Origin of the sequence: Mesorhizobium sp. M0772, from assembly GCF_040320135.1 — a bacterium.
Taxonomy (GTDB): Bacteria; Pseudomonadota; Alphaproteobacteria; order Rhizobiales; family Rhizobiaceae; genus Mesorhizobium.
Genome location: NZ_JAMYPB010000023.1, coordinates 1 through 22415 on the forward strand (window position 1 = coordinate 1; position 22415 = coordinate 22415).

Sequence of the window (22415 nt, forward strand, 5' to 3'; positions counted from 1 at the left end):
GGGTCATCCCAGCGTAGAATCACCCCCGATTCCGCAAGCCAATACCTCTCTTCCCGCCTATGCCCTCGTGGGGAGGGGCGCGGACCAAGGCCCGCAAGGCGGCACTGGTGACGCGGGGGGGGGTCGGTGCAGCCTCGCCGACCCCACCCCGTCTCGCAGTCTCCGCTTCGCTTCGACTACTCGCCGACCCTCCCCGAGGGGGAGGGTAAGGCGCCGCGCTCTAAATCGCCGCCGTAACGATAATCTCGACGGTGTATTCCGGCCCTGCAAGCTTGGCCTCACCCGTGGCGCGGGCGGGCGTGTTGCCTTGCGGGACCCACTTGTCCCATTCCTTGTTCATCTCGGCGAAGGTGCCCATATCGGCCAGCCAGATGATCGCCTGCAGGATCTTGGTCTTGTCGGTGCCGGCCTTGGCCAGCAGTTCGTCGATAGATGCGAGGATCGACCTCGTCTGTTCGCCAACGCTGGCGCCGGGCGTTCCGACCTGGCCGGCGAGATAGACGGTGTTGCCGTGGATGACGATCTGGCTCATGCGCGGGCCAACATCGATGCGACGAATGCTCATGGGATGGTTCCTTCGTTTGTCGGTGCGCCTGTTTAGAGTCGCTGCCGCCTCCGGGCAAGGCCAACAGCGCGAAACCTCTTGAGCCTGGGTTGGATCTTAGACCGCAAATGTCTATCTGCGCCGAGGTATTTCTTTCCGGCGCGGATTGCCGACCTCGTGTGAGAGTGGCAAGACTTCGCGCCAAACCAGGTTGAGAGGATGAGAGCCATGGAATATCGAGAAATCAGCGAGGACTATTCGGTCTCGGGCCAGATCCAGCCCGAAGATGCCGCCGCCATCAAGGAAGCCGGTTTCAAGAGCGTGATCTGCAACCGGCCGGATGACGAGCAGCCCGACCAGCCTTCGGCCGACAGCGTCAAGGCGGCGGTCGAAGCCGCGGGGCTGGCCTTCCGCTACATCCCGGTAATCAGCGGCCAGATCACAGCCGAGAATGTCGAAGATCAGGCCGAAGCGCTCGACGCGCTCGAAGGCCCGGTATTTGCTTATTGCCGCTCCGGCGCGCGCTGCACCAATCTCTACGGGCTGATTCAGCAGTCCAAGGGGTGAGCATCCTGAGGCGCTGGCGATCCCTCACACCCCCCTCTGTCCTGCCGGACATCTCCCCCGGGGGGAGATCGGATGTCGCCTTCGCTCTTCGCCAATCGCCGACGTTGCAGGATGAGCGCTGGACAAAGCTGCTGATCTCCTCCTTGCGGGGGAGATGGCCGGCAGGCCAGAGAGGGGTGCTGTCCCGCCGACGTATCAACTGAAACTCTCTCAAACTAGATCGGCAGCGCCCCGGTCTCCTTCAGCGTCTCCAGCACGATCGCGGTCTTTACATGCTGCACGGAGTCGTGCGGCAACAGCACGCCGTTGACGAATTCCGACAGCGATTTCAGATCGGGGGTCACCACTTTCAAGATGTAGTCCATCTCACCGGTCAGCGCGTGCGCGTCCTGCACTTCCGGCAGCCGCGCCAGCAATTCGCCGAAGCGCCGCGCATTGTCGCGGTTGTGGGTGGCCAATGTCACCGAGATGACATTGACCAGCGAGAAGCCGAGCTTGTCGCGGTCGAGCACCGCCCGGTAGCCCTTGATATAGCCGTCCTCTTCCAACCGCTGGCGGCGGCGCGAGCATTGGGAGGCGGAGAGGTTCACCCGCTCCGACAGGTCGTTGTTGGTCAGCCGCGCATCGCCCTGCAGAAGTGCCATTATCTTGCGGTCGAACTGATCGATGCGCGTCTCATTCATGATCTTTGGCCCGTTTGTGCACAATTCACGCACGATCTGATCATTTCAAGCGTTTGAATGCAAGCACCGTGCAGCCGCTTCGCGTTATGATTGCGCGTGGTCCGCTGCGGCCACCGCCAGTTTTGGAGCAATGCCATGGGTCCCTTCCCGCACGACGCACCGCCCGCAAAGATCAGCAAGGAAAACCCCGCCGGCACCGACGGTTTCGAGTTCGTCGAGTTCGCGCATGCGGAGCCGCAGAAGCTCGCCGAACTGTTCACCCGCATGGGCTATGTCGCGGTGGCCAAGCACCGCACGAAGGACATCACCGTCTGGCGCCAGGGCGACATCAATTATGTCGTCAATGCCGAGCCGGGTTCGCATGCGATGAAGTTCGTCGACATGCACGGCCCGTGCGCCGCCTCGATGGCCTGGCGGGTTGTCGATGCCAAGCACGCTTTCGACCATGCGGTGTCGAAAGGCGCCACGCCCTATGAAGGCGACGACAAGGCGCTCGACGTGCCGGCCATTGTCGGCATTGGCGGTTCTCTGCTCTATTTCATCGAAGCCTATGGCAAGAAGGGCTCGGCCTATGATGCCGAATTCGACTGGCTGGGCGAACGCGATCCGCGGCCGCAAGGCGTCGGCTTCTATTTCCTCGACCACCTCACCCACAATGTCTATCGCGGCCAGATGGACAAATGGTGGTACTTTTATCGCGAACTGTTCGGCTTCAAGCAGATCCATTTCTTCGACATCGACGGCAAGATCACCGGCCTCGTCAGCCGCGCCATCACCTCGCCCTGCGGCAAGATCCGCATTCCGCTAAATGAATCCAAGGACGACACCAGCCAGATCGCCGAATACCTGAAGAAGTACAATGGCGAAGGCATCCAGCATATCGCCGTCGGGACCGACGACATCTACGCCGCCACCGACAAGCTTGCCGACAACGGGCTGAAGTTCATGCCCGGTCCGCCGGAGACCTACTACGACATGTCGTACAACAGGGTGAACGGGCATGACGAGCCGATCGAGCGGATGAAGAAGCACGGCATCCTGATCGACGGCGAAGGCGTGGTCGACGGCGGCATGACCAAGATCCTGCTGCAGATATTCTCCAAAACCGTGATCGGCCCGATCTTCTTCGAATTTATCCAGAGGAAGGGCGACGAAGGTTTTGGCGAAGGCAATTTCCGCGCGCTGTTCGAGTCGATCGAGCAGGACCAGATCAAGCGCGGCGTAATCAAGGTCGATGGCAAGGCGGCGTGAACCCCCGTTTGCGGCTCGATCGGCCTTGATCTGAGTTTCGATCAAAAGGGTCAAGCCGTGAACGTCTCCATAACCGAAGCAAAGGCCAACTATCGGAACTCGTCGGCCGCGCGGAAGCCGGCGAGGAGATAGTCATCACTCGTCACGGCAAGATCGCGGCGCGGCTCGTGCCACCAGTTCGAGAAGACTTGTTGTCGCGCATAGGTGCCCTGAAGGGCAAGATTCGGATTTCAGACGATTTCGACAAACTCGGCCCTGAATGGAACGAGTACACCAGATAAAGGTCAGAGGCCCAACCGCTCGACCTCTTCTTTCCTCACCTTCAAATCATAATCGAGCAAAAACTCGTCCAGCTGCGGCGGCGCGACCGAGCTGCCCGAGAGCATCGCGTGAACCTGGCCGCGATGGTGGATGTCGTGCAGGAAGACATGGGCGAGAATGTCGCCGATCTTTTCGGGGATCATGCCGTCCTCGCGCCGGTCCGTGATGACCTGACGGTCGAGATCCGCCTCCGACAGCTTCTCGCAAAAGGCGATCAGGCGCCGGTCGGCCGCGACCTGAGCGGCAAACAGCGCCTGCGGGTCATCGAACGGCACGTAATCGTCATGGGCGGCCGCGCCGACGCCGCCCTCCTCAAGGAAATCGAGATAGAGATGATCGACCGCAAGGATGTGGTTGAGCGTTGCCTTGATCGACGGGAAGAAGCCGGTGCGTTCGGCTTCGAATTCGCCGGGCTTCAGCGCAAGCACAGCGCGGTAGAGCCGGTCGTTCGACCAGAGATTGTTGCCGGCCATGCGGCTGAAATGCTCGAGCAGGGTCACGCGTTCATTCGTCTGATCAGGCCAATGCCAGCCGCCATCACCGCGAAGCCGGCGACAACGATCAGCAGCAGCCGGTTCATGCGCCGCCGCATCGCCTGCGTCTCCTCGTCCCGTGCCACATTGGTGTTGGTGATGGTGTGGAACATCATCGCCTTGCGCGGGTAGCCGCTGCGGTTGGTCAGATCGGGCGAGCGCGCCTCGATGCGGTAGCTCAGCCGGATCGCCTGGATGAAGACCACCAGAATGGCCAACGCCCAGACGCCGGCCAGCAGGTAGAACGCCTCGCCCGTCATTGCATTGCCCCCTCTTATGCCTGGGACTTCTCGACCTTCTGCTCGATGGCGCCGAAGATCGAGTTTCCGCTTTTATTCTTCATCTCGATACGCACCGTATCGCCAAAGCGCAGGAACGGCGTCTTGGGCTCGCCAGACTCAATGGTCTCGATCATGCGCAGTTCAGCGATGCAGGAATAGCCGGCGCCGCCGGCCGCCACCGGTTTGCCCGGCCCGCCATCCAGCTTGTTGGAGACGGTGCCGGAGCCGATGATGGTGCCGGCAACCAGCGGCCGTGTCTTTGCGGCATGGGCAATCAGCGCCGGGAAGTCGAAGGTCATGTCGACGCCGGCATTGGCACGGCCGAACGGCTTGCCGTTGACGTCGGCGAGCAGAGGCAGGTTGACCTTGCCGCCATCCCAGGCGTCGCCGAGTTCGTCCGGCGTCACCGCCACCGGCGAAAAAGCCGAGGACGGCTTCGACTGGAAGAAGCCAAACCCCTTGGCGAGCTCGGGTCCGGTGAGCGCGCGCAGCGTCACATCATTGACCAGCATGACCAGCCGGATGGCGGCGCGCGCCTGGTCGAGGCTGGCGCCCATCGGCACGTCGTCGACTATGACGGCGACCTCCGCCTCCATGTCGATGCCGAAGGCTTCGTCCGCCGCGCGGATCGGCTCGCGCGGCGCGATAAAGGAATCCGAGCCACCCTGGTAGATCAGCGGATCGGTCCAGAAGCTTGCCGGCATCTCTGCGCCGCGGGCTTTGCGCACCAGCTCGACGTGGTTCACATAGACAGAACCATCGGCCCATTGATAGGCGCGCGGCAGCGGCGAATGGGCGTCATGCTCATGGAAGCGTGCCGACGGCACCGCATTGTTCTCCAGCGATTCGGCGATCGTCGCCAGGTGCGGCGAAATCCGCTGCCAGTCGTCGAGCGCGGCCTGCAGCGTGCGCGCCAGGAACGAGGCGTCGGTGAAGCGCGTCAGGTCGCGCGAGACGACGACAAGCTTTCCGTCGCGCGTCCCGTCCCTCAATGTGGCAAGCTTCATGCGGTTTCCTCTCCTGATGCGGCTTTGGCGCCGTCTAAGTTCACAACAAGGCCGTCGCGGGCAATCGTCAAGTCACCCGCCCACGATTTCCTGACGGCGGCCTCCCAGTCGGCATCGCCGATCGCGGCATCGTCGGCCGGAATGAGGTGGTTGAGCACCAGCCTCTTCACCCCGGCATCGCTGGCGATGCGCCCGGCTTCCTCGGCAAAGGAGTGGCTGGCGAGCAGATGTTCTTTCAGCCGCGCGCCATTGCCGGTCCTGGCGACCAGCCGCTCGATGCCCTCGTCCAGCATGGCTTCATGGACGAGGATGTCGGCATTTTTGGCGAAGCCGGCGAGCGGCGGGAAGAAGGCGGTGTCGGATGAGAAGACGACGCTTTTACCGCCTTGCTCGAACCGCAGCGCGAAACAGTCGGTTACCGGTGGATGGTCGACGCGCAGTGCCGAGACCTTCAGGCCGCGTTGTGCGAAAACCTGGCCTTCGCCGAATTCAACGATCGAAACCAGTTCGCGGATGTCCGGCCTGCCTTCGTCGACGATTCGGATCTCGATGTCGAACTCCATCGCCTGGCAGAAGCGCCGCCAGTAATGGCCGGTGCCGGGCGGTCCGAACAACGTCACCGGACTGGCCAGACCGGCGGTCCAGGCGGTGTGGAGCAGCGCCCCCAGTTCCAGCACATGATCGGAATGCAGATGGGTGACGAAGATCAGGTCGAGCGCCTTCAGGCTGACGCCGGCATCGACCAGGCCACGCGTGACACCCAGCCCGCAATCGACGACGATGGTCCGCCCGCCAAGCTCCAGCAGCGACGAACTCGGCCACGGCCCGCCCGACCGCAATGCCGGGCCGCCTTTCGAGCCGAGAAGCACCAGCCGGTCGCTCATCGAGCTGATCTCAAGACCAGTCGCCCTCCGGCGTGCCGTTGAAGCGCTTCTTCAGGTCGGTCCAGCAGTCAATGTAATTGTCCTGCCTTGTTTCAAGCTCGGCGCCGTAGCGGGTCAGCATTTGCGGGAATCGGGTCTCGAACATGAAGGCCATCGTGTTGTCGAGCTTGACCGGTTTCAGCTCGGAGCGCGAGGCCTTTTCGAAGCCAGGTGCGTCGGGGCCGTGGGCCAGCATCAGATTGTGCAGGCTGATGCCGCCGGGCACGAAGCCTTCTTCCTTGGCGTCGTACTGGCCATGGATCAGGCCCATGAACTCGCTCATGATGTTGCGGTGGTACCAGGGCGGCCGGAACGTGTCTTCCGCCACCAGCCAGCGCGGCGGGAAGATGACGAAGTCGATATTGGCGGTGCCCTCCTCGCCGCTCGGCGCCGTCAGCACGGTGAAGATCGACGGATCGGGATGGTCGAACAGGATGGCGCCGACCGGCGAAAACGTCGCCAGATCATATTTGTAGGGCGCATAGTTGCCGTGCCAGGCGACGACGTCGAGCGGCGAATGGCCGATCTCGGTGACGTTGAAATTGCCGCACCATTTCACCGTCAGCCGGCACGGCGTCTCCTTCTCCTCGAACCAGGCGCTGGGCGTCTTGAAGTCGCGTGGGTTGGCCAGGCAGTTGGCGCCGATCGGGCCGCGGTCGGGCAGCGTCAGCTTGGCGCCGTAATTCTCGCAGACATAGCCGCGCACTTCCTTGTCGGCGAGCTCGACCTTGAACACCAGACCGCGCGGCAGCACGGCGATCTCGCCGGGCCGAAGCTCGATGACGCCCATCTCGGTGACAAAGCGCAAGGCGCCGACCTGGGGGACAATCAGCAACTCGCCGTCGGCGTTGAAGAAATGGTCGTCGACCATCGAGCGGTTGGCGACATAGACATGCGCCGCCATGCCGCTTTGGCCCAGCACGTCGCCGGCGGTGGTGATGGTGCGCATCCCTTGAATGAAATCGGTCGGCTCCTTCGGCATCGGCACCGGGTTCCAGCGATACTGCCCGAGCGCCAGTTCGTGGTCGCCGACATTGGGTGCTGTCTTCCACAAGGGATAGCTCGCTGCCTTGAAGCGGCCGGTGTGTTTTACGCTCGGCCGGATGCGGTAGAGCCAGGAACGCTCATTGGTGCCGCGCGGCGCGGTGAAGGGCGAGCCCGATAGCTGTTCGGCATAGAGCCCGTAAGCCGGCCGTTGCGGCGAGTTCCGCCCCTGCGGCAGCGAGCCGGGTAGCGTCTCGGTTTCGAAGTCGTTGCCGAAGCCCGGCATGTAGGAAAAGGTCATCCGATCCTCCCTGACCCCGGCCCCGCGATGCGCTGCTTGCCGGCGATGTTGACCAAACTGGTTTCATTTGTAACCATCGAAAATGTAACTATCAACCGCGAACGCATCCACGGTGCAGATGGAAATCCTCGAACTCGAAAGCTTCCTGCCCTATCGGCTCTACCGGCTGGCCGACGCCGTCAGCCGCGAATTTTCAAAAATCTACCGCGACCGTCACGGTCTGACGCGGCCGGAATGGCGCACACTCTCTGGGCTCGGACAGCGCGGCACGATGACCGCGACGGCGCTCGGCGAGCAGTCGGCCATGCACAAGACCAAGGTTTCGCGGGCGGTGGCGGAGCTTGAGCGGCGGCGCTGGCTGACGCGCACGCCGGACGAGAATGATCGGCGTGTGGAGCATTTGGCGCTGACCAAGGCGGGACTGGCCGCCTATGGCGAAATGGTGCCGCTGGCGAAGGCGTTCGAACGGGAGTTGCTGGAGAGGCTGAGCACAGAGGAGCGGACAGCGATTGTGAGCGGCGTGGCGGCGCTGGAGGGAGCGTTGGGTGAATAAAGAATCTGCTCCGCCGTGATCCTTCACACCCCCTCTGTCCTGCCGGACATCTCCCCCGCAAGGGGGGAGATCAGATGTCGCGAAGGCTTCGCCAATCTCCAATGTTGCAGAGGTTGGCGAGGCGTCAAAGCTGCCAATCTCCCTCCTTGCGGGGGAGATGGCCGGCAGGCCAGAGGGGGGGTGCTGTCCCGTCGGCTTATCCAGCTAGAACGTGCCTCTGCGCCTACCAATCCATCACCACCTTACCCGAACTGCCGCTCCTCATCGCATCGAACCCCGCCTGAAAATCATCGATACCGATCCGATGCGTGATCAGACCGCTGACATCCAGCGGGCCTTGCACCAGCGCGATCATCTTGTACCAGGTCTCGAACATTTCGCGGCCGTAGATGCCCTTCAAGTGCAGCATCTTGAAGATGACCTTGTTCCAGTCGATTTCGAAGCCGGTCGGCGCGATGCCCAGAATGGCGATCTTGCCGCCATTGTTCATGGTGTCGATCATGTCGCGAAAGGCGGGCGCGGCGCCCGACATTTCGAGGCCGACGTCAAAACCCTCGGTCATGCCCAGCGCCGGCATAACGTCGCGCAGTTTTTCCTTCGAGGCATCGACGACATGCTGGACGCCGAGCTTTTTGGCCAACGCCAGCCGCACCGGGTTGATGTCGGTGATGACGACTTTTCGCGCCCCCACACATTGGGCAACGAGCGCGCCCATGATGCCGATCGGCCCGGCGCCGGTGACCAGAACGTCTTCACCGACCAGGTCGAAGGACAGAGCGGTGTGGACGGCATTGCCCAGGGGATCGAAGATCGCGGCGATCTCGTCGGGCACATCGTCGGGGATCGGCACGACATTGTGCTGCGGGATCGCCAGATATTCGCCGAAGGCGCCGGGGCGGTTGACGCCGACGCCGAGCGTGTTACGGCAGAGATGCCCCCTGCCGGCGCGGCAATTGCGGCAATGGCCGCAGACGATGTGACCTTCGCCGGAGACACGCTGGCCGACCTTGTATTCGGTGACCGCAGCGCCGAAATCGGCCACCGTGCCGACGAATTCATGGCCGGTCACCATCGGCACCGGCACGGTCTTCTGCGCCCACTGGTCCCAATTGTAGATGTGGACGTCGGTGCCGCAGATCGCCGTCTTCTTGACCTTGATCAGCACGTCGTTGGGGCCGATCTCCGGCACCGGTACCTCTTCCATCCAGATGCCCGGTTCGGCCTTGGCCTTCACCAGCGCCTTCATCACGTTCGACATCCTTTTGTCCCTTGAATCCCTTGATCCGGAATCGCTTTTGGCGATCAGGAAATGACGCCCAACTCTTTTCCCACCGCCGCGAACGCTGCCACGGCGCGGTCGATGTCGGCGCTGGAATGCGCCGCCGACATCTGCGTGCGGATGCGCGCCTGGCTTTTCGGCACCACCGGGAAGGAAAAGCCGATGACATAGATGCCGCGCTTCAGCATGCGCGCCGCCATTTCCTGCGCCAGGCTGGCATCGCCCAGCATCACCGGAATGATCGGATGATCGGCGCCGGCCAGCGTGAAGCCGAGCTTGCCCATTTCGGAGCGAAAGCGCGCCGCATTGGCATAGAGGCGTTCGCGCAGGGCGTCGCCATTGCGGATCAGCTCGAACACCTTGATGGAAGCGCCGGCAATCGCCGGCATCAGCGTGTTGGAGAAGAGATAAGGCCGCGAACGCTGGCGCAGCCAGTCGACGACCTGGCTTTTGCCGGAGGTGTAGCCGCCGGAGGCGCCGCCGAGCGCCTTGCCGAGCGTGCCGGTGATGATATCCACCCTGCCCTCGACGCCGCAATGCTCGGCCGAGCCGCGGCCGTTCTTGCCGACGAAGCCGACGGCATGGCTGTCGTCGACCATCACCATGGCGCCGTACTTTTCCGCGAGGTCGCAGACGCCTTTCAGATTGGCGATGATGCCGTCCATGGAGAACACGCCGTCGGTGGCGATCAGGCGGAAGCGGCAGTCTTTCGCCTCTTTCAGCCGCGCTTCGAGGTCGGCCATGTCGTTGTTGGCATAGCGGAAACGCTTGGCCTTCGACAGCCGCACGCCGTCGATGATCGAGGCATGGTTCAGCGCATCGGAGATGATCGCATCCTCCTCGCCGAGCAGCGTTTCGAACAGGCCGCCATTGGCGTCGAAGCAGGAGCCGTAAAGGATGGTGTCGTCCAGGCCGAGGAAGGATGAAATCGTTGATTCAAGCTGCTTGTGCTCTTCCTGCGTGCCGCAGATGAAGCGCACCGAGGCCATGCCGTAACCGTAGCGGTCGAGCGCGCCTTTGGCCGCGGTGCGCAACTCGGCGCTGTCGGCGAGGCCGAGATAGTTGTTGGCGCAGAAGTTCAGCACCTTGTCGCCGCCGACTTCGATCTCAGCCGACTGGGTCGAGGTGATCACCCGCTCGGATTTGTAGAGCCCGGCGGATTTCAGCCCTTGCAGTTCGTTGTCGATATGGGAGAGGAATGCCGCGCTCATGATCAGGTCCTGTTGAGATTGGCGCGACTGTCGCGCTACGCGCACTAAAAATCCACCGCAAAAGCGACCGCTTCGGTGGCGCGGCTGCCTCAACCCTGGCGCGATCCGATCGCATGGCCAGCATGCTAGAGTAGCAGGCACGCGAATAGGGCCATGCCGCGAAAGAACATGATAACCATCTCGGCAGCTTTCGTTTACTGCGGAAGCAGCAGTTCCGCCGGCTTCCAAACCTGTTAACCCTTTCAAGGCAATGGTGTTCTTGCCACGAATCGGTGGCAGAAATCCGTCGACCGAGGGGTCACCTAGAATATGTCGCAGCAGCCGGCGCAAACCGTCTCGGGCAAACTCATCCTGCTGATCAAGAGCGGCTACTGGCTGGCGCTGCTGATCATCGCCGCCATGGTGATGGCCTCCTTCATCCTGCTGCAGCAGATGATGGCGGCGCAACAGCACAACCATACTCTGCTCGACATCGTCAGCACCCAGAAGGCGCTGTCGCAGCGCATTGTCTTTTTGACCAGCGCAACCGGCTCCGCCGCGCGTGACAAGCAGCCGGCCCTGGTTGCCGCGCTGAAACAGGCGACCGCCGAGTTCGAGACGAACTACGACCTGCTGCTCAAACAGACGGGAGCCGACCCACTGTCGCCAGCATTGTCCGATCCAAAGTCGATCGAGAGCGTCCTTTACGGCAAGCCGTTCCACCTCGACTATTTCTCGGTCGGGCTGGTCGCCAATGGCGAAAGGCTGATCTCGTCCTTCGAATCCCAGCTCTCCGGCAATGCCGCCTACAAGGGCGGCGGCGAGCGCGTCAATCTCGATGCTTCCGTCGCCAATGCGACGCTGTCGGGTTATGCCGCGCTCGGCCAACGCATCGCCGCATTCGCAGACGAGCGGTCGGAAAAGCTCCTCGATCTCCATCGCACCTTGTTCTACGCCACCATCGGCGTCATCGTCCTGGTGGCGCTTTTCATCTTCCGGCCGATGTCGAAGGCGATCCTGCGCAAGACGCACGAGCTTGTCGATGCCCGCAACTCGATGGCCTTCATCGCCGTACATGACGGGCTGACCGGCCTGCACAACCGCACCTTCCTGACCGACCACTTCGAAACGCTGATCAAGGGCGCGCATCGCCGGCGCGAGAGGCTGGCGGTCATCCAGCTCGACCTCGACCGGTTCAAGCAGATCAACGACACACTCGGCCACGCCGCCGGCGACTATGTGCTGGTCGTCACCGCGCAGCGCATGCGCGATTCCTGCCGTGCGTCGGATCTCTGCGCGCGCCTTGGCGGCGACGAATTCGTGATGATCCTCAATGGCGCCGGCGGCCCCGAGGACATCAACATGCTGGCCCGGCGCATCCTGGAGGAGATCAACGAGCCGATTACCTTCCAGGGCACGACCATCCTTCCAGGGGCCAGCGCCGGCATTGCCGTCTATCCCATCGACGCCGACAATGCCGAGGATCTGCTCGTCCACGCCGACCTCGCGCTCTATTCCGCCAAAAAGCTCGGCGGCGGCAGCTTCTCGTTCTTCTCCGAGGAACTCAGGCGCGAGCTAGACTACCGCAAGCAGCTCGAGCACGACATCAAGGTCGCGATTTCGGAGAACGCCTTCCAAGTCTATTTCCAGCCGCAGGTGTCGCTGAGCAACGGCGCCATCAGCGGCATCGAGGCGCTGGTGCGCTGGAAGCATGCCGAGCGCGGCATGATTGCGCCGGGCGAGTTCATTCCGGTCGCCGAAAAATGCGGCTTCATGCCCGAGATCGGCCGCATCGTCTTTACCAAGGCGATCGAGCAAGCAGCCGAATGGGATCGCGCCGGCATCGCTTTCGGCCGGCTTGCCGTCAACGTGTCCGGCACCGAGCTGCGCGAACCCGACTTCGACCGCTTCCTGTTCGCGACGCTGGAAAAGGCCGGCCTTGCTCCGCAGAAACTGTCGCTGGAAATCGTCGAATCCGTCATTCTCGACGACGAGAAGACGGGCATCGCGGCGAAGCTGCGCCACATCCGCGCTGCCGGCGTCCATCTTGAGCTCGACGATTTCGGCACCGGCTATGCCTCGCTCAGCCACGTCAATCCCAACGAGATCGACCGGCTGAAGATCGACCGCCGCTTCGTCCAGAACATCAACGAGAATGGCGACAACACCAAGATCGTGCGCGCCATCACCGAGCTGGCGCGCGGTCTCGGCATTTCGATCGTCGCCGAGGGCGCGGAAACCGAAGCCGAGCTCGATTCGCTGATGGCAATCGGCTGCGATCAGGTGCAGGGCTATTCCATCGCCTTCCCGATGCCGCAGGACAAAGCGCGCGAATGGCTGCTGGCGCGCAGCCCGAAGAAAGCCAAGCTAAAGGTGCTTCAGGGCAATTTAGCCTAGACTATTGTCCACCGGTGCCGGTCATTTGGCCGGCGCGACATTCGCCCGCAATGCCGCCAGCACCTCGGCGAACTCCGCCAGCCTGTCGTCCGGCAATCCCGCGCGCAGCCGCTTGTCGAAGATGAGAGCCGCCGCCCGCAGCTTCAGGAACATCGTTTCGCCCGCCTGCGTCAGTTCGACCAGATGAACCCGGCGGTTGTCCGGATCGCGGCGGCGCGTCAGCAAGCCTTGCGCCTCCATGGCGTTGAGATGGTGGGTGAGCGTGGCGCCCTGGATGCCGATCATGCCGGCAAGTTCGCGTTGGTTGGCAAGCTCGCTCGACTTGACCGAAAGCAAGGTCAGCCACACCGGCAGCGTGCCCCCGGCCTCGACCAAAGCGGCGTCAAATGCCTGCGCCACCAGCTTGGAGGTGCGCGCGAGATTCATGCCGATTGGCGGACGGTCAAAGGGAGTCATGCGCCGACAGTAGAACAAGGCGCCGAGCGATGGAACATGCATTATACATTGACATCGAACCATTTGATACCTAACTATCATGCGTGTCGATCTGCTGAGTTCGTATCATCCTGCATTCGACAGGGATCCGGGGACGGGCGGCGGGCAAGGAGGAAGCGGTCATGCAATATGTCTACATCGTCGTTATCGGCCTTCACGTCATGGCCGGTGTGTTCTGGGCCGGCACCACCATCACGCTTGCCCGCGACCCCGAGATCAGGGCGGAGCGCTTTATCGGACCGCAAATGGGCTCGGCCGGCATGGTGTTCGTGACCGGCGCCCTGCTCTGGTATTTCTTCCACGGCGCCTATTTCGGCTCGATGGAAATGGTGCTGGCGCTGGGCATCCTGGCCGCCTTCGCCGCTGCCGGCGTTCTCAGCGTCGTCGTCCGCAAGACCAGCCGGCAGCTTGCCGGCGCGGACGCCGCAACGGAAGCGGCGCTGCGCACCAAAATGGCCCGCGGCGAGCGCATCGCCGCCTGGCTTCTGGTACTCACCGTACTTTGCATGGCGACGGCCAGGATGATTTGAGCCCTGCCGCGCGTTGCCTCCCGGTTGAAAAGCATTCCGCATCGTGCGTCGCCTGGCTCTCGGCTGGTGGCGTACGCGGCGCGCAGTTCGGACGGATGTGCAAGGTGGCTCTCCGCACAGAGGTTTGGCTGCGCGCCACCCATCACTTTGATCGATCGAGTTGCGCCCGCCGGAAGGGTGAGATCGAGCTTTGGAACAAACCGTAGGCCGGCTTGTAGGCTCAAACCCGCAAGCCGAACCTGATGCCGTCATAGATGGCGGCATGGATGTTGCGCGAGGCGACTGCATCGCCGATGCGCAACAGCACGAAGCCGCCTTCGGGATTGCGTGAAGGAAAAATATCGCCGCCGCCGACCAGCCGCTCATAGTCGACCGCGCCACCATTCTTCGACAGCGGTTTCAGCTGGAGATAGAGATCGTCGAGCGGCGCCGTGCCGTGCTCGACCACCACCTGGTCGACCCGCCTCTCGCCGCGCCAGCCGTCGGCAAAGTCGGAGGCGAGTTCGGCGACCAGCTGGTTGCCCTCGCGCCGTACCGAGCGCAGCCTGGTGTTGATGGTGATGGTGACGCCCTTCTCCTGGAAGGCGCGCATATAGGGCACGTGGTTCATGCCGCCCATTTCGGGGGCGAAGAAGCGCTCCGGCGAAACCAGCTCCAGCTTCGAACCGGCATTGGCGATCAGCTCCGCCGCGCCCATGCCCTGATGGCCGCCATTGTCGTCGAAGAGCACCACGTTCTCCGCCGGCTTGACGCTGCCGGCCATGATGTCCCAGCTCGACGTGACGAGATTGTCGCCTGATGTCAGCGGCGGGTTCTGCGGCAGGCCGCCGGTGGCGATCACCACCACGTCGGGCGAAAGCGCCAGCACATCGTCCTGCTCGGCCCAGGTGTCGTAGCGGATCCCGACGCCGAGCCGGTCGAGTTCGGCCAGCCGCCAGTCGATGATGCCGATCAACTCCTTGCGGCGCGGGTTCTGCGTCGCCAGCCGAACCTGGCCGCCGGCCTGACCGGAGGCTTCAAGCACCGTGACATGATGGCCGCGTTCGGCCATCACGCGAGCTGCCTCGAGCCCGCCAGCGCCAGCGCCAACGACAACGACGTTCCGCCTGGGCCCTTCGGTCTTCAGGATGATATGCGGAATCTCGGCCTCGCGGCCGGTCGCGGCATTGTGGACGCACAGCGCCTCGCCGCCTTCATAGATACGGTCGAGGCAATAGGTGGCGCCGACGCAAGGCCGGATCTCGTGCTCGCGACCTTCCATGACCTTCTTGATGATGTGCGGGTCGGCGATATGGGCGCGGGTCATGCCGACCATATCGAGCTTGCCGGTCGCGATGGCGTGGCGCGCCGTGGCGACATCGGAAATCCGCGCCGCATGGAAGGTCGGGAACTTCGTCGCCGCCCTCACCTCGCCGGCGAAATCGAGATGCGGGGAAGAGCGCATGCCGGTCACCGGGATAACCTTGGTGAGCGCCGCGTCGCTTTCGATCGAGCCGCGAATGATGTTGAGGAAATCGACCTTGCCGGAACCGGCCAATCGCCGGGCGATCTCAACGCCCTCCTCCTTCGACAGGCCTTTGTCAAAATCCTCATCGGCGACCATACGGATGCCGACGACGAATTTTTCGCCGACGGCAGCCCGCACGGCATCCAGCACCATGTCGGTGAAGCGCAGCCGGTTGTCGAGCGAACCGCCGAACTCGTCGTCGCGATGGTTTGTGGCCGGCGACCAGAAGCCGTCCATCAGATGGCCGTAGGATTCGAACTCGATGCCGTCGAGGCCGGCGGCCTGGCAGCGCTGCGCAGCGGACGCATAGTCGGCGACGATGCGCTCGATATCCCAGTCCTCGATGGTTTTGGGGAACGCGCGGTGCGCCGGCTCACGCACCGGCGAAGCCGACAGCACCGGCAGCCAGTCGGCCTTGTTCCAGCCGGTGCGGCGACCAAGATGGGTGATCTGGATCATCACCTTGCAGTCATGCTCGTGGCAGGCGTCCGCCAGTTCGGCCAGCCACGGCACGATGCGGTCGTCATAGAGATGCAGATTGCCAAAGGCGGCCGGGCTGTCGCGCGAGACGATCGCCGAGCCCGCCGTCATGGTCAGCGCCATGCCGCCCTTGGCCTTTTCGGCGTGGTAGAGCCGGTAGCGCTGTTTCGGCATGCCGTCCTCGGAATAGGCCGGCTCGTGGCTGGTCGACATCACCCTGTTCTTCAGCGTCAGGTGTTTGAGCTGGTAAGGCTGGAGAAGCGGGTCGTTGCTGGTCATCATCTTCCTGCCGTTCCAGTTTGTGTCGGAGCAGCGCGCGCTGCTCCAGTTCTTGTCTTAAGCATCGAATTTATTCGAAAATCGCTGCACACTTTTTGATCCGATGCTAATGAGCGCGGAAAATCCCCAGGAAAACCACGATGATCGATACCAAAACCCTCACCCAGCTCGGCGCCCACGTCGAGACGCCACAGAGCCCGGAGACTGCGGTCCTGGAGACCGTGCGGTTCCAGCGCGGCGACGGACCGCCGGCGATCGTGCGCTTCACCTGCCCGGAATTCACCTCGCTCTGCCCGGTAACCGGACAGCCGGATTTCGCTCATATCGTCATCGACTACGCACCCGATACCACGCTCGTGGAATCGAAGTCGCTCAAACTGTTCATGACCTCGTTTCGCAACCATGGCGCTTTCCATGAAGACTGCACGGTGATGATCGGCCGCCGCATTGTGGCGGCAACGAAGCCGCTGTGGTTGCGCATAGGCGGCTATTGGTATCCGCGCGGCGGCATTCCGATCGATGTCTTCTGGCAGACCGGCGCTCCGCCCGAAGGCGCCTGGTTGCCCGACACCGGCGTTGCCCCCTATCGCGGAAGGGGCTGAAGCTATTTTGCGGAACTTTAGCGGGACAGCGCCCCCCTCTGTCCTGCCGGACATCTCCCCCACACGGGGGGAGATTGGCCGCTACGCCGGCTTTAGCTAATCTCGAATGATGCGGAGCGGGCGAGACGTTGGAACTGCTGATCTCCCCACCCGTGGGGGAGATGTCCGGCAGGACAGAGAGGGGCGCGAAGGATCGCAGGCGCTGATCCTCAATCAACATTATTCGCACTGGTACTGGCTGAGCGCCCATTCACCGGTCACCGAAAGCAGATCGGATATCTTCCAGTCGCCGTCGACCTTCCTGAACTTCCATTCAAGGCGATGTGGATTGCCGGCGACGACGAAGGCGACAATGACCTTGGCCTGGTCGCCATTGATCGCTTCGAGTGTCTTCAGGCTCTTATCGATCTCGGTCTTGTCATAGTCGGCATTGTCGAGCGCCATGTTGGGGTCGAGACATTCTCCCTGCCCGGATGTGCGCAACGCGTCGCTCTTGTCGAGAACGGTTTTTGCCGGGTCGATGAAGTGGCTGCGCTGCGCCGGATCGATCTCCAGTCCCACCTGATCGTAAAATGGCCGCACCACCGCCGTCGGGGATCCCGGCAGAATGGGTGCGGCCGGTGGGGCGTCGGCCGGCGGCCACCCAACCGGCGGTGTCGCCGGTTCCACCGCTGTCCCGGGTGGATTTGCGGGCGGTGCTGCGCCGGCCGGTGCCGTCACGGCCGGCGCATTGGCTGGCGGCGGGCCCAACAGGCCTTGTGCTGCGGCTGCGCTCATACCCACCGACAGCACGCACATGGGCGACAGCGCCAAGGCAAGACGGCGGAGCACGGGATCACTCCGGCGCTTTGTCGGGCATGCATTCCAGCGCGCTCAGCGTCCAGCTGCTGGTCTTGGAGGTGATGTCGGCGACCTTCCATTTGCCGTCGATTTTCTTCAGCGACCACAGCATTTCGCGTTTGGAATCATCGCCTTCCGCAAAAAGGCTGAAGGTGGCGGTGACTTCGGCCGTATCGCCATTGACGGTCTCGGCCAGCTTCAATGTCTTGGCAATCGAAGTCTGGTCGAAATCCTGCGCGTCGAGGCCAGGATCGAAGTCGAGGCAGGCGACTTCGTCGGGCTTGTTCTTCGTGGCCTGGTCGTTGAGATCGAACAGCTTGGTCACCGGCTCGGTGAAGCGGTCGCGGTACTTTGCATCTCCCTCGAATTTCACCTCGGGCAGATAAAAGAACTTCACGGCGTTGGAAGCCGGCCCGGCCAGCACCGTCGCAGGCAAGGCAATCGAAAAGACTGCGGCAAGCACTATCGGTTTCATGCAGGATCTCCGGACGGTTCGGCGGCAAGGCGGCAATACCAGACATCCTGCATATCGGCTTTTTTGCGGCTCATGAAGCCCCGGCTTGTATCGTCTCAGCCATCCAGCCAGACGTTCTGCAGGTCCATCTCGAAGGTCTGGTGGACGCCGTAGTTTTTCACCTTCTTGTTCATGTGGCTGTAGAGCTTCTGCCAGAAGGGTTGAATGATGACGCCGGAATCCTGCAGGATCTGCTCGACATCCTTCATCACCTCACGCCGTTTCTCCACGTCGATCAGCGACAGCGCCTGCTTCAGCTTGGCGTCGAAGTCCGGGTTGGAATAGGCCGATTCATTCCAGGCCTCGCCGGTGCGATAACCAAGCGCCAGCACCTGGACGCCAAGCGGGCGCATGTACCAGATGGTCATCGAATAGGGATACTTCGTCCAGTCGTTCCAGAAGGTCGAGCCCGGCAGCACCGTGCGCTTGACCTTGATGCCGGCGTCGCGCAGTTGGCCGGCAATCGCGTCGCCGGTGTTCTTCTGCCAATCGTCCTCGACGGTGATCAGCTCGTGCTCGAAATCGGCCTGCCCAGCGTCGGCCATCAGTTTCTTGGCGCCGGCCGCGTCGCGCGTCTTCTTGGGCAGCGCGAAATATTCAGGATGGATAGGGCTGACATGGTGGTTTTCACCGACTGTCCCTCGCCCGGCATAGCCGAGTTCCAGCACCGCATTGTTGTCGACCGCCATCTGCAGCGCGTTGCGCACCCGCTGGTCGTCATAGGGCTTGTGGGTAACGTTCGTGCGGGCAACCAGCGTGGTTGCCGTCGCAACCTCGGACTTCTCCAGCCCCATCTTATCCAGGATGTCGATGAAGTCGGCCGGCGTCTCGAAATTGAGGTCTATCTCGCCGGATTCGAAGGCGTAGATCGAAGCGTTGAAGTCGGTGCCGTAGTCGATGAACTCGACGCTGTCGAGCGGCGCTTCACCACCCCACCACTTGCCGTTTTCACGACGCTTGACCACCGCCTTCTGGCCGACATCGTAGGAGACCAGTTCGAACGGGCCCGTGCCGATCGGCTTCTTGACCGGGTCGGCGCCTTCGGCGTCGAAATTGCGGTGGACGACGAGCGCGGGATAATCGGTGAGGTTCGGGATCAGCGAAATGTCGGGCGCGCTGAGCGTCAGCTTGACCGTATTGTCGTCGACCTTGGCGATCGCGCCTTCCCTGGCCTTGCCCGACTTTTCGTCGATCAGCCCGCCGACGCGAGCGGCCATGGAGTTGCCGGCGACCTTCTTCTCGCACCAGCGGGTAACATTGAAGACCACGTCATCGGCGTTGAAAGCATCGCCATTGTTCCAGGTGATGCCCTTGCGCACATGCAACGTGTATTCCGTGGCGTCGTCATTGATGTCCCAGCTTTCGAGCAGCACTGGCTCGAAGGTGAATTCCCTGGTGTAGCGGACCAGCGGCTCCAGCCAGCAGCGCGAGATGTTGGCGAGTTCCACCCAGTCATAGGTGCGCGGATCTTTTTGGGCCTTGACCGACATCGATATGTGCAGCGTGCCGCCCTTCTTCGGCTCCTCGGCAAAAGCCTGTCCCGGCGCGGCAAGGCCGATCATGCCGTAGGCCAGCGCCGTCGATGCGCCGAACGCACTTGCCAATGCAAGAAACTCGCGCCGGTCCATACGGCCAGCACGCGTCTCTTGCGCCATCGCCTCGATGGCCGTTGGCACGCGATCGCCATTGCTTTTGAAAACTGTCATGTCTTTCTCCCTTGCGGTTCCCATCGGGTCTTCGCCCGTTATCAACTCATTCGTCGTTCTCTTAGCTAACGCTGTCGGGCAGCCTCTCTTCGCGCTGCGCGATAAAGTCCCTGAGGCCCTCGGCAATGCCCTCATCGAGTTTCGGCTCTTCATAGTCGGCCAGCATGTTGCGGGCTTTCTCGCGGCCGCGCGTGTCGTGGTCCTTCGCCCCTCCAGCCTTCCATTGTTCGTAGGAGTTGAAATCCATGATGGTGGGCATGAAGAATGCCGACTCGTAATGATCGAGCGTGTGCTGGGTGCCGAGGAAATGGCCCTGCGGCCCGACCTCGCGGATCGCCGCCATGGCCTCCTTGAAGTCGTCGAACGGCAGGCCGCCGGCATATTTGTACCAGCCGACAAGCTGCTCGCAGTCGGTGGCGAATTTCGAATAGCCGCAGGTCAGCCCGGCCTCCAACCAGCCGGCGGAGTGCCAGATATAATTGGCGCCGGCGAGGATGGCGGCATGCATCAGCATGTTGGATTCATAGCCGGCCTGGGCGTCGTTGAGCTTGGAGCCGACATGGAAGCCGGAGGTTCGCCAGGGCAGTTTGTATTTCCGCGCCAGCGCGCCCATCAGATACATCATCTGGGCGGCTTCCGGCGTGCCGCCCATCGGCGCGCCGGTCTTCATGTCGACCGTCACCATGAACTGGCCGTAGATTTGCGGCGAACCCGGGCGCAGCAGTTGGGTGAAAGCGACGCCGGCCAGTGCTTCGGCATTGACCTGCGCCACCGCGCCGACGGCCGAGGCCGAAGTCGATGCGCCGCACAGCGCAAAGGGAGCCAGGATCAGCGGCTGATTGCTGCGCGCATAGACCTTCATCGCGTCCAGCATGGTGGCGTCCCACACCAGCGGCGAGTTGCAGTTGGTAATCGACACCAGCACCGGGTTGTCGCGAACGAAATCTTCGCCAAAGACGATGCCCGCCATCGCCATCGTGTCTTCGGCGCGGTCTTTGGAAGTAACGATGCCCATGAACGGCTTGTCGGAATGCTTCAGCGCCGAATGGATGATGTGGAGATGCCGTTTCGGCACCGCGATCTCCATCGGCTCGCAGATGATCGAACTCGACGAATGCAGCGCCGGGGCCATGTAGGCGAGCTTGTGAAAATTGTTGAGGTCTTCAAGCGTGCCATAACGCCGGTTGTTGTCGAGGTCGCGCACGTAAGGCGCGCCATACATCGGCGCGAAGATGGAGTTCTTGCCGCCGACGCGCACGGTGCGCTCGGGATTGCGCGCATTGAGAGTGAACTCGGATGGAACCTTCGCGACCAGTTCCATCAGGAGGCCGCGGTCGATGCGGACGCGTGTCTCGGACACGTCGGCGCCCGCCGCCTTCCACATGGCGATCGCCTCGTCGTCGCGGAACTCGCAACCGACCTCTTCGAGGATAGCGAGTGACTCCTGGTGGATCAGTTCCACCGCCTCGTCCGGGACCATCTGGTAGGTGGGGATCTCGCGGACCAGCGTCGGGAACGAGGCGACGGGGGCGCTCCTCAGCGCCTTGCGTCCGAGGCGACCGCCGCCGCGGCGGTGGGTTTGCTCGGTCAGTTCAGCGGCCGGTGCGTTCATGGAGCCTCCTCATTCCGTCCAACCAAGTTAGCGAGAGGAAATATGGATGTGATGCTGGAAAATCCTGATCTCTTGTATAAGCTCAACTTATGCGAAGCCTGCGCCATCTCCTACCCTCGGCCGGCAGCCTGATCGTCTTCGAGGCGGCGGGCCGGCTGTCGAGCTTCACTGCCGCCGGGCGCGAGCTCGGCATGACGCAGGCCGCCGTCTCCTATGCGGTGCGCGGGTTGGAGGAACAGCTTGGCGCGCAGTTGTTCCAGCGCCGCCACCGCCAGGTCGTCCTGACAGAAGCGGGCGAACGCTTCCATGCTGACGTCTCGCTCGGCCTGTCGCATATCCGCAAATCGGCGGAGGATCTGCGCCTGCAGGCGACCGGCGGTCATGTCACGCTGGCGGCGTCGACCGCCTTCGGCTCGTTCTGGATGATGCCGCGGCTGCAGCAGTTCCGCGACGAACTGCCGGGCATCGACTTGCGCATCCAGACCGCCGACCGCGATCTCGACATCATCGCCGAGGGCATCCCGCTCGCAGTTCGCGGCGGCGAACCGCGCGACTGGGCCGATTATCACTCGCTGCCGCTGGCCGACGAGGAGATTTTTCCGGTGGTTGGCGCCAGCTATCTCGCGAAATTCGGCATGCCAAGGAGCGTCGCGGAGCTGGCGACGCATCGCCTGATCCACCTCGAGGAGCCCTACCGCGAGGCGGCTAGCTGGGACGAATGGTTCCAGTCGGCGGGCGGCAGCCTCGACAACACCGCGCGCGGCCTGCGCATCAACGATTACGGCCTCGTGATCCAGGGCGTCATGGAAGGCCAGGGCATCGCGCTTGGCTGGCGGCATCTGGCCGAACGGCTCCTGGCGTCGGGGCTGCTGGTGCCGGTGACCGATCATGTGCTGAAGACCGGCAAGGCGTTCTATGTGGTTTGGCCGAAGAACCGGGAGTTGAGCGAGAATGCGCGGAAAGTCAGGGACTGGCTGGCGGCGCAGGCTTGAGCAGTGCTGGCGCAACTCTTGAGGTGGCGGGACAGCACCCCCAT

The 22415-nt window shown here is 62.8% G+C and carries 22 protein-coding genes and 1 pseudogene; 8 read left to right on the forward strand and 15 right to left on the reverse strand.

Annotated features, from left to right (window positions below):
- Positions 1 to 220: 220 nt before the first annotated feature.
- A complete protein-coding gene (locus tag NKI06_RS16830; protein ID WP_023672906.1) occupies positions 221 to 565 on the reverse strand; it encodes a RidA family protein in 345 nt (114 codons plus the stop codon).
- Positions 566 to 772: 207 nt separating this feature from the next.
- On the opposite strand from NKI06_RS16830, the gene NKI06_RS16835 reads away from it, so the two are divergent.
- Complete coding sequence (locus NKI06_RS16835; RefSeq protein ID WP_023672907.1) at positions 773 to 1111, forward strand: protein tyrosine phosphatase family protein; 339 nt, start codon at positions 773 to 775, stop codon at positions 1109 to 1111.
- 215 nt (positions 1112 to 1326) lie between these two features.
- On the opposite strand, the gene NKI06_RS16840 is transcribed toward NKI06_RS16835, so the two are convergent.
- Positions 1327 to 1794 carry an Lrp/AsnC family transcriptional regulator gene (locus NKI06_RS16840; protein WP_023747722.1) on the reverse strand — a complete coding sequence of 156 codons (468 nt, stop codon included), beginning with the start codon at positions 1792 to 1794 and terminating at the stop codon, positions 1327 to 1329.
- Between the two features lie 135 nt (positions 1795 to 1929).
- Here NKI06_RS16840 and hppD point away from each other — a divergent pair, with 135 nt between their 5' ends.
- Both hppD and NKI06_RS16850 read left to right on the forward strand, forming a co-directional pair.
- Complete coding sequence (gene hppD / locus NKI06_RS16845) at positions 1930 to 3045, forward strand: 4-hydroxyphenylpyruvate dioxygenase (protein ID WP_023747723.1); 1116 nt, start codon at positions 1930 to 1932, stop codon at positions 3043 to 3045.
- Between the two features lie 122 nt (positions 3046 to 3167).
- A pseudogene (locus NKI06_RS16850) lies at positions 3168 to 3326 on the forward strand (type II toxin-antitoxin system Phd/YefM family antitoxin); the annotation flags it as partial.
- A gap of 3 nt (positions 3327 to 3329) precedes the next feature.
- Here NKI06_RS16850 and NKI06_RS16855 read toward each other — a convergent pair.
- From NKI06_RS16855 to hmgA, 5 genes are read right to left on the reverse strand one after another with little or no spacing between them, the layout of a single operon-like run.
- Entirely contained in the window at positions 3330 to 3866 is a 537-nt protein-coding gene (locus NKI06_RS16855; RefSeq protein WP_023747724.1) for a DinB family protein, read from the reverse strand.
- The gene (locus NKI06_RS16860) at positions 3863 to 4159 is read right to left on the reverse strand and encodes a hypothetical protein (RefSeq protein WP_023694415.1); all 297 of its coding nucleotides are present in this window, start codon (positions 4157 to 4159) and stop codon (positions 3863 to 3865) included. The genes NKI06_RS16855 and NKI06_RS16860 overlap by 4 nt, the downstream gene beginning before the upstream one ends.
- A 14-nt stretch (positions 4160 to 4173) precedes the next feature.
- Complete coding sequence (locus tag NKI06_RS16865; RefSeq protein ID WP_023747725.1) at positions 4174 to 5187, reverse strand: fumarylacetoacetate hydrolase family protein; 1014 nt, start codon at positions 5185 to 5187, stop codon at positions 4174 to 4176.
- A complete protein-coding gene (locus NKI06_RS16870; protein WP_023747726.1) occupies positions 5184 to 6071 on the reverse strand; it encodes an MBL fold metallo-hydrolase in 888 nt (295 codons plus the stop codon). Before NKI06_RS16870 ends, NKI06_RS16865 begins: the two co-directional genes overlap by 4 nt.
- A gap of 10 nt (positions 6072 to 6081) precedes the next feature.
- Positions 6082 to 7395 (reverse strand): homogentisate 1,2-dioxygenase, encoded by a 1314-nt coding sequence (hmgA, locus tag NKI06_RS16875; protein WP_023689622.1) that lies wholly within the window; start codon positions 7393 to 7395, stop codon positions 6082 to 6084.
- A gap of 118 nt (positions 7396 to 7513) precedes the next feature.
- Here hmgA and NKI06_RS16880 point away from each other — a divergent pair, with 118 nt between their 5' ends.
- Positions 7514 to 7948 (forward strand): MarR family winged helix-turn-helix transcriptional regulator, encoded by a 435-nt coding sequence (locus NKI06_RS16880; RefSeq protein ID WP_352537663.1) that lies wholly within the window; start codon positions 7514 to 7516, stop codon positions 7946 to 7948.
- Positions 7949 to 8171: 223 nt separating this feature from the next.
- Here the strand turns inward: NKI06_RS16880 and tdh are convergent, their stop codons facing one another.
- Both tdh and NKI06_RS16890 read right to left on the reverse strand, forming a co-directional pair.
- Positions 8172 to 9206: an L-threonine 3-dehydrogenase gene (gene tdh, locus NKI06_RS16885; RefSeq protein WP_352986265.1), complete on the reverse strand. Its 1035-nt coding sequence runs from the start codon at positions 9204 to 9206 to the stop codon at positions 8172 to 8174.
- A gap of 44 nt (positions 9207 to 9250) precedes the next feature.
- Positions 9251 to 10438: a glycine C-acetyltransferase gene (locus NKI06_RS16890; protein ID WP_352986268.1), complete on the reverse strand. Its 1188-nt coding sequence runs from the start codon at positions 10436 to 10438 to the stop codon at positions 9251 to 9253.
- Positions 10439 to 10747: 309 nt separating this feature from the next.
- Between NKI06_RS16890 and NKI06_RS16895 the strand changes: the two genes are divergently transcribed.
- A complete protein-coding gene (locus tag NKI06_RS16895; RefSeq protein ID WP_023672920.1) occupies positions 10748 to 12814 on the forward strand; it encodes a putative bifunctional diguanylate cyclase/phosphodiesterase in 2067 nt (688 codons plus the stop codon).
- A 21-nt stretch (positions 12815 to 12835) separates the two neighbouring features.
- Here the strand turns inward: NKI06_RS16895 and NKI06_RS16900 are convergent, their stop codons facing one another.
- Positions 12836 to 13240 (reverse strand): MarR family winged helix-turn-helix transcriptional regulator, encoded by a 405-nt coding sequence (locus NKI06_RS16900; RefSeq protein WP_023672921.1) that lies wholly within the window; start codon positions 13238 to 13240, stop codon positions 12836 to 12838.
- Between the two features lie 191 nt (positions 13241 to 13431).
- On the opposite strand from NKI06_RS16900, the gene NKI06_RS16905 reads away from it, so the two are divergent.
- A complete protein-coding gene (locus tag NKI06_RS16905) occupies positions 13432 to 13839 on the forward strand; it encodes a hypothetical protein (RefSeq protein ID WP_023745497.1) in 408 nt (135 codons plus the stop codon).
- A gap of 220 nt (positions 13840 to 14059) precedes the next feature.
- Here NKI06_RS16905 and NKI06_RS16910 read toward each other — a convergent pair whose 3' ends face one another.
- Positions 14060 to 16105, reverse strand: a complete 2046-nt coding sequence (locus NKI06_RS16910; RefSeq protein ID WP_352652155.1) for an oxidoreductase — start codon at positions 16103 to 16105, stop codon at positions 14060 to 14062.
- Between the two features lie 140 nt (positions 16106 to 16245).
- Between NKI06_RS16910 and queF the strand changes: the two genes are divergently transcribed.
- Positions 16246 to 16707, forward strand: coding sequence for a preQ(1) synthase (queF, locus tag NKI06_RS16915; RefSeq protein WP_352986271.1), 462 nt, complete (start codon positions 16246 to 16248; stop codon positions 16705 to 16707).
- 219 nt (positions 16708 to 16926) lie between these two features.
- Here the strand turns inward: queF and NKI06_RS16920 are convergent, their stop codons facing one another.
- From NKI06_RS16920 to NKI06_RS16935, 4 genes are all read right to left on the reverse strand, one after another.
- Complete coding sequence (locus NKI06_RS16920; protein ID WP_023682932.1) at positions 16927 to 17538, reverse strand: hypothetical protein; 612 nt, start codon at positions 17536 to 17538, stop codon at positions 16927 to 16929.
- A gap of 4 nt (positions 17539 to 17542) precedes the next feature.
- On the reverse strand, positions 17543 to 18022 hold the full coding sequence (locus NKI06_RS16925) for a DUF3828 domain-containing protein (protein WP_023805042.1): 480 nt from the start codon (positions 18020 to 18022) through the stop codon (positions 17543 to 17545).
- Positions 18023 to 18117: 95 nt separating this feature from the next.
- On the reverse strand, positions 18118 to 19767 hold the full coding sequence (locus NKI06_RS16930) for an ABC transporter substrate-binding protein (protein WP_352986273.1): 1650 nt from the start codon (positions 19765 to 19767) through the stop codon (positions 18118 to 18120).
- Between the two features lie 61 nt (positions 19768 to 19828).
- Positions 19829 to 21379, reverse strand: coding sequence for a trimethylamine methyltransferase family protein (locus tag NKI06_RS16935; protein WP_023724844.1), 1551 nt, complete (start codon positions 21377 to 21379; stop codon positions 19829 to 19831).
- A gap of 89 nt (positions 21380 to 21468) precedes the next feature.
- On the opposite strand from NKI06_RS16935, the gene NKI06_RS16940 reads away from it, so the two are divergent.
- Positions 21469 to 22371 (forward strand): LysR substrate-binding domain-containing protein, encoded by a 903-nt coding sequence (locus tag NKI06_RS16940; protein ID WP_023702312.1) that lies wholly within the window; start codon positions 21469 to 21471, stop codon positions 22369 to 22371.
- The last annotated feature ends 44 nt before the right edge of the window (positions 22372 to 22415 follow it).

Excerpts from the sequence above, each read along its gene's own strand:
- tdh (WP_352986265.1), bottom strand. The coding sequence starts at position 9,206 with ATGTCGAACGTGATGAAGGCGCTGGTGAAGGCCAAGGCCGAACCGGGC.
- NKI06_RS16830 (WP_023672906.1), bottom strand. The coding sequence starts at position 565 with ATGAGCATTCGTCGCATCGATGTTGGCCCGCGCATGAGCCAGATCGTC.
- hppD (WP_023747723.1), top strand. The coding sequence starts at position 1,930 with ATGGGTCCCTTCCCGCACGACGCACCGCCCGCAAAGATCAGCAAGGAA.
- NKI06_RS16940 (WP_023702312.1), top strand. The coding sequence starts at position 21,469 with ATGCGAAGCCTGCGCCATCTCCTACCCTCGGCCGGCAGCCTGATCGTC.
- NKI06_RS16870 (WP_023747726.1), bottom strand. The coding sequence starts at position 6,071 with ATGAGCGACCGGCTGGTGCTTCTCGGCTCGAAAGGCGGCCCGGCATTG.
- NKI06_RS16935 (WP_023724844.1), bottom strand. The coding sequence starts at position 21,379 with ATGAACGCACCGGCCGCTGAACTGACCGAGCAAACCCACCGCCGCGGC.
- queF (WP_352986271.1), top strand. The coding sequence starts at position 16,246 with ATGATCGATACCAAAACCCTCACCCAGCTCGGCGCCCACGTCGAGACG.
- NKI06_RS16835 (WP_023672907.1), top strand. The coding sequence starts at position 773 with ATGGAATATCGAGAAATCAGCGAGGACTATTCGGTCTCGGGCCAGATC.
- NKI06_RS16895 (WP_023672920.1), top strand. The coding sequence starts at position 10,748 with ATGTCGCAGCAGCCGGCGCAAACCGTCTCGGGCAAACTCATCCTGCTG.
- NKI06_RS16930 (WP_352986273.1), bottom strand. The coding sequence starts at position 19,767 with ATGACAGTTTTCAAAAGCAATGGCGATCGCGTGCCAACGGCCATCGAG.
- hmgA (WP_023689622.1), bottom strand. The coding sequence starts at position 7,395 with ATGACCTTTTCCTACATGCCGGGCTTCGGCAACGACTTCGAAACCGAG.
- NKI06_RS16860 (WP_023694415.1), bottom strand. The coding sequence starts at position 4,159 with ATGACGGGCGAGGCGTTCTACCTGCTGGCCGGCGTCTGGGCGTTGGCC.
- NKI06_RS16905 (WP_023745497.1), top strand. The coding sequence starts at position 13,432 with ATGCAATATGTCTACATCGTCGTTATCGGCCTTCACGTCATGGCCGGT.
- NKI06_RS16840 (WP_023747722.1), bottom strand. The coding sequence starts at position 1,794 with ATGAATGAGACGCGCATCGATCAGTTCGACCGCAAGATAATGGCACTT.
- NKI06_RS16890 (WP_352986268.1), bottom strand. The coding sequence starts at position 10,438 with ATGAGCGCGGCATTCCTCTCCCATATCGACAACGAACTGCAAGGGCTG.
- NKI06_RS16880 (WP_352537663.1), top strand. The coding sequence starts at position 7,514 with ATGGAAATCCTCGAACTCGAAAGCTTCCTGCCCTATCGGCTCTACCGG.
- NKI06_RS16865 (WP_023747725.1), bottom strand. The coding sequence starts at position 5,187 with ATGAAGCTTGCCACATTGAGGGACGGGACGCGCGACGGAAAGCTTGTC.
- NKI06_RS16910 (WP_352652155.1), bottom strand. The coding sequence starts at position 16,105 with ATGACCAGCAACGACCCGCTTCTCCAGCCTTACCAGCTCAAACACCTG.
- NKI06_RS16900 (WP_023672921.1), bottom strand. The coding sequence starts at position 13,240 with ATGAATCTCGCGCGCACCTCCAAGCTGGTGGCGCAGGCATTTGACGCC.
- NKI06_RS16925 (WP_023805042.1), bottom strand. The coding sequence starts at position 18,022 with ATGAAACCGATAGTGCTTGCCGCAGTCTTTTCGATTGCCTTGCCTGCG.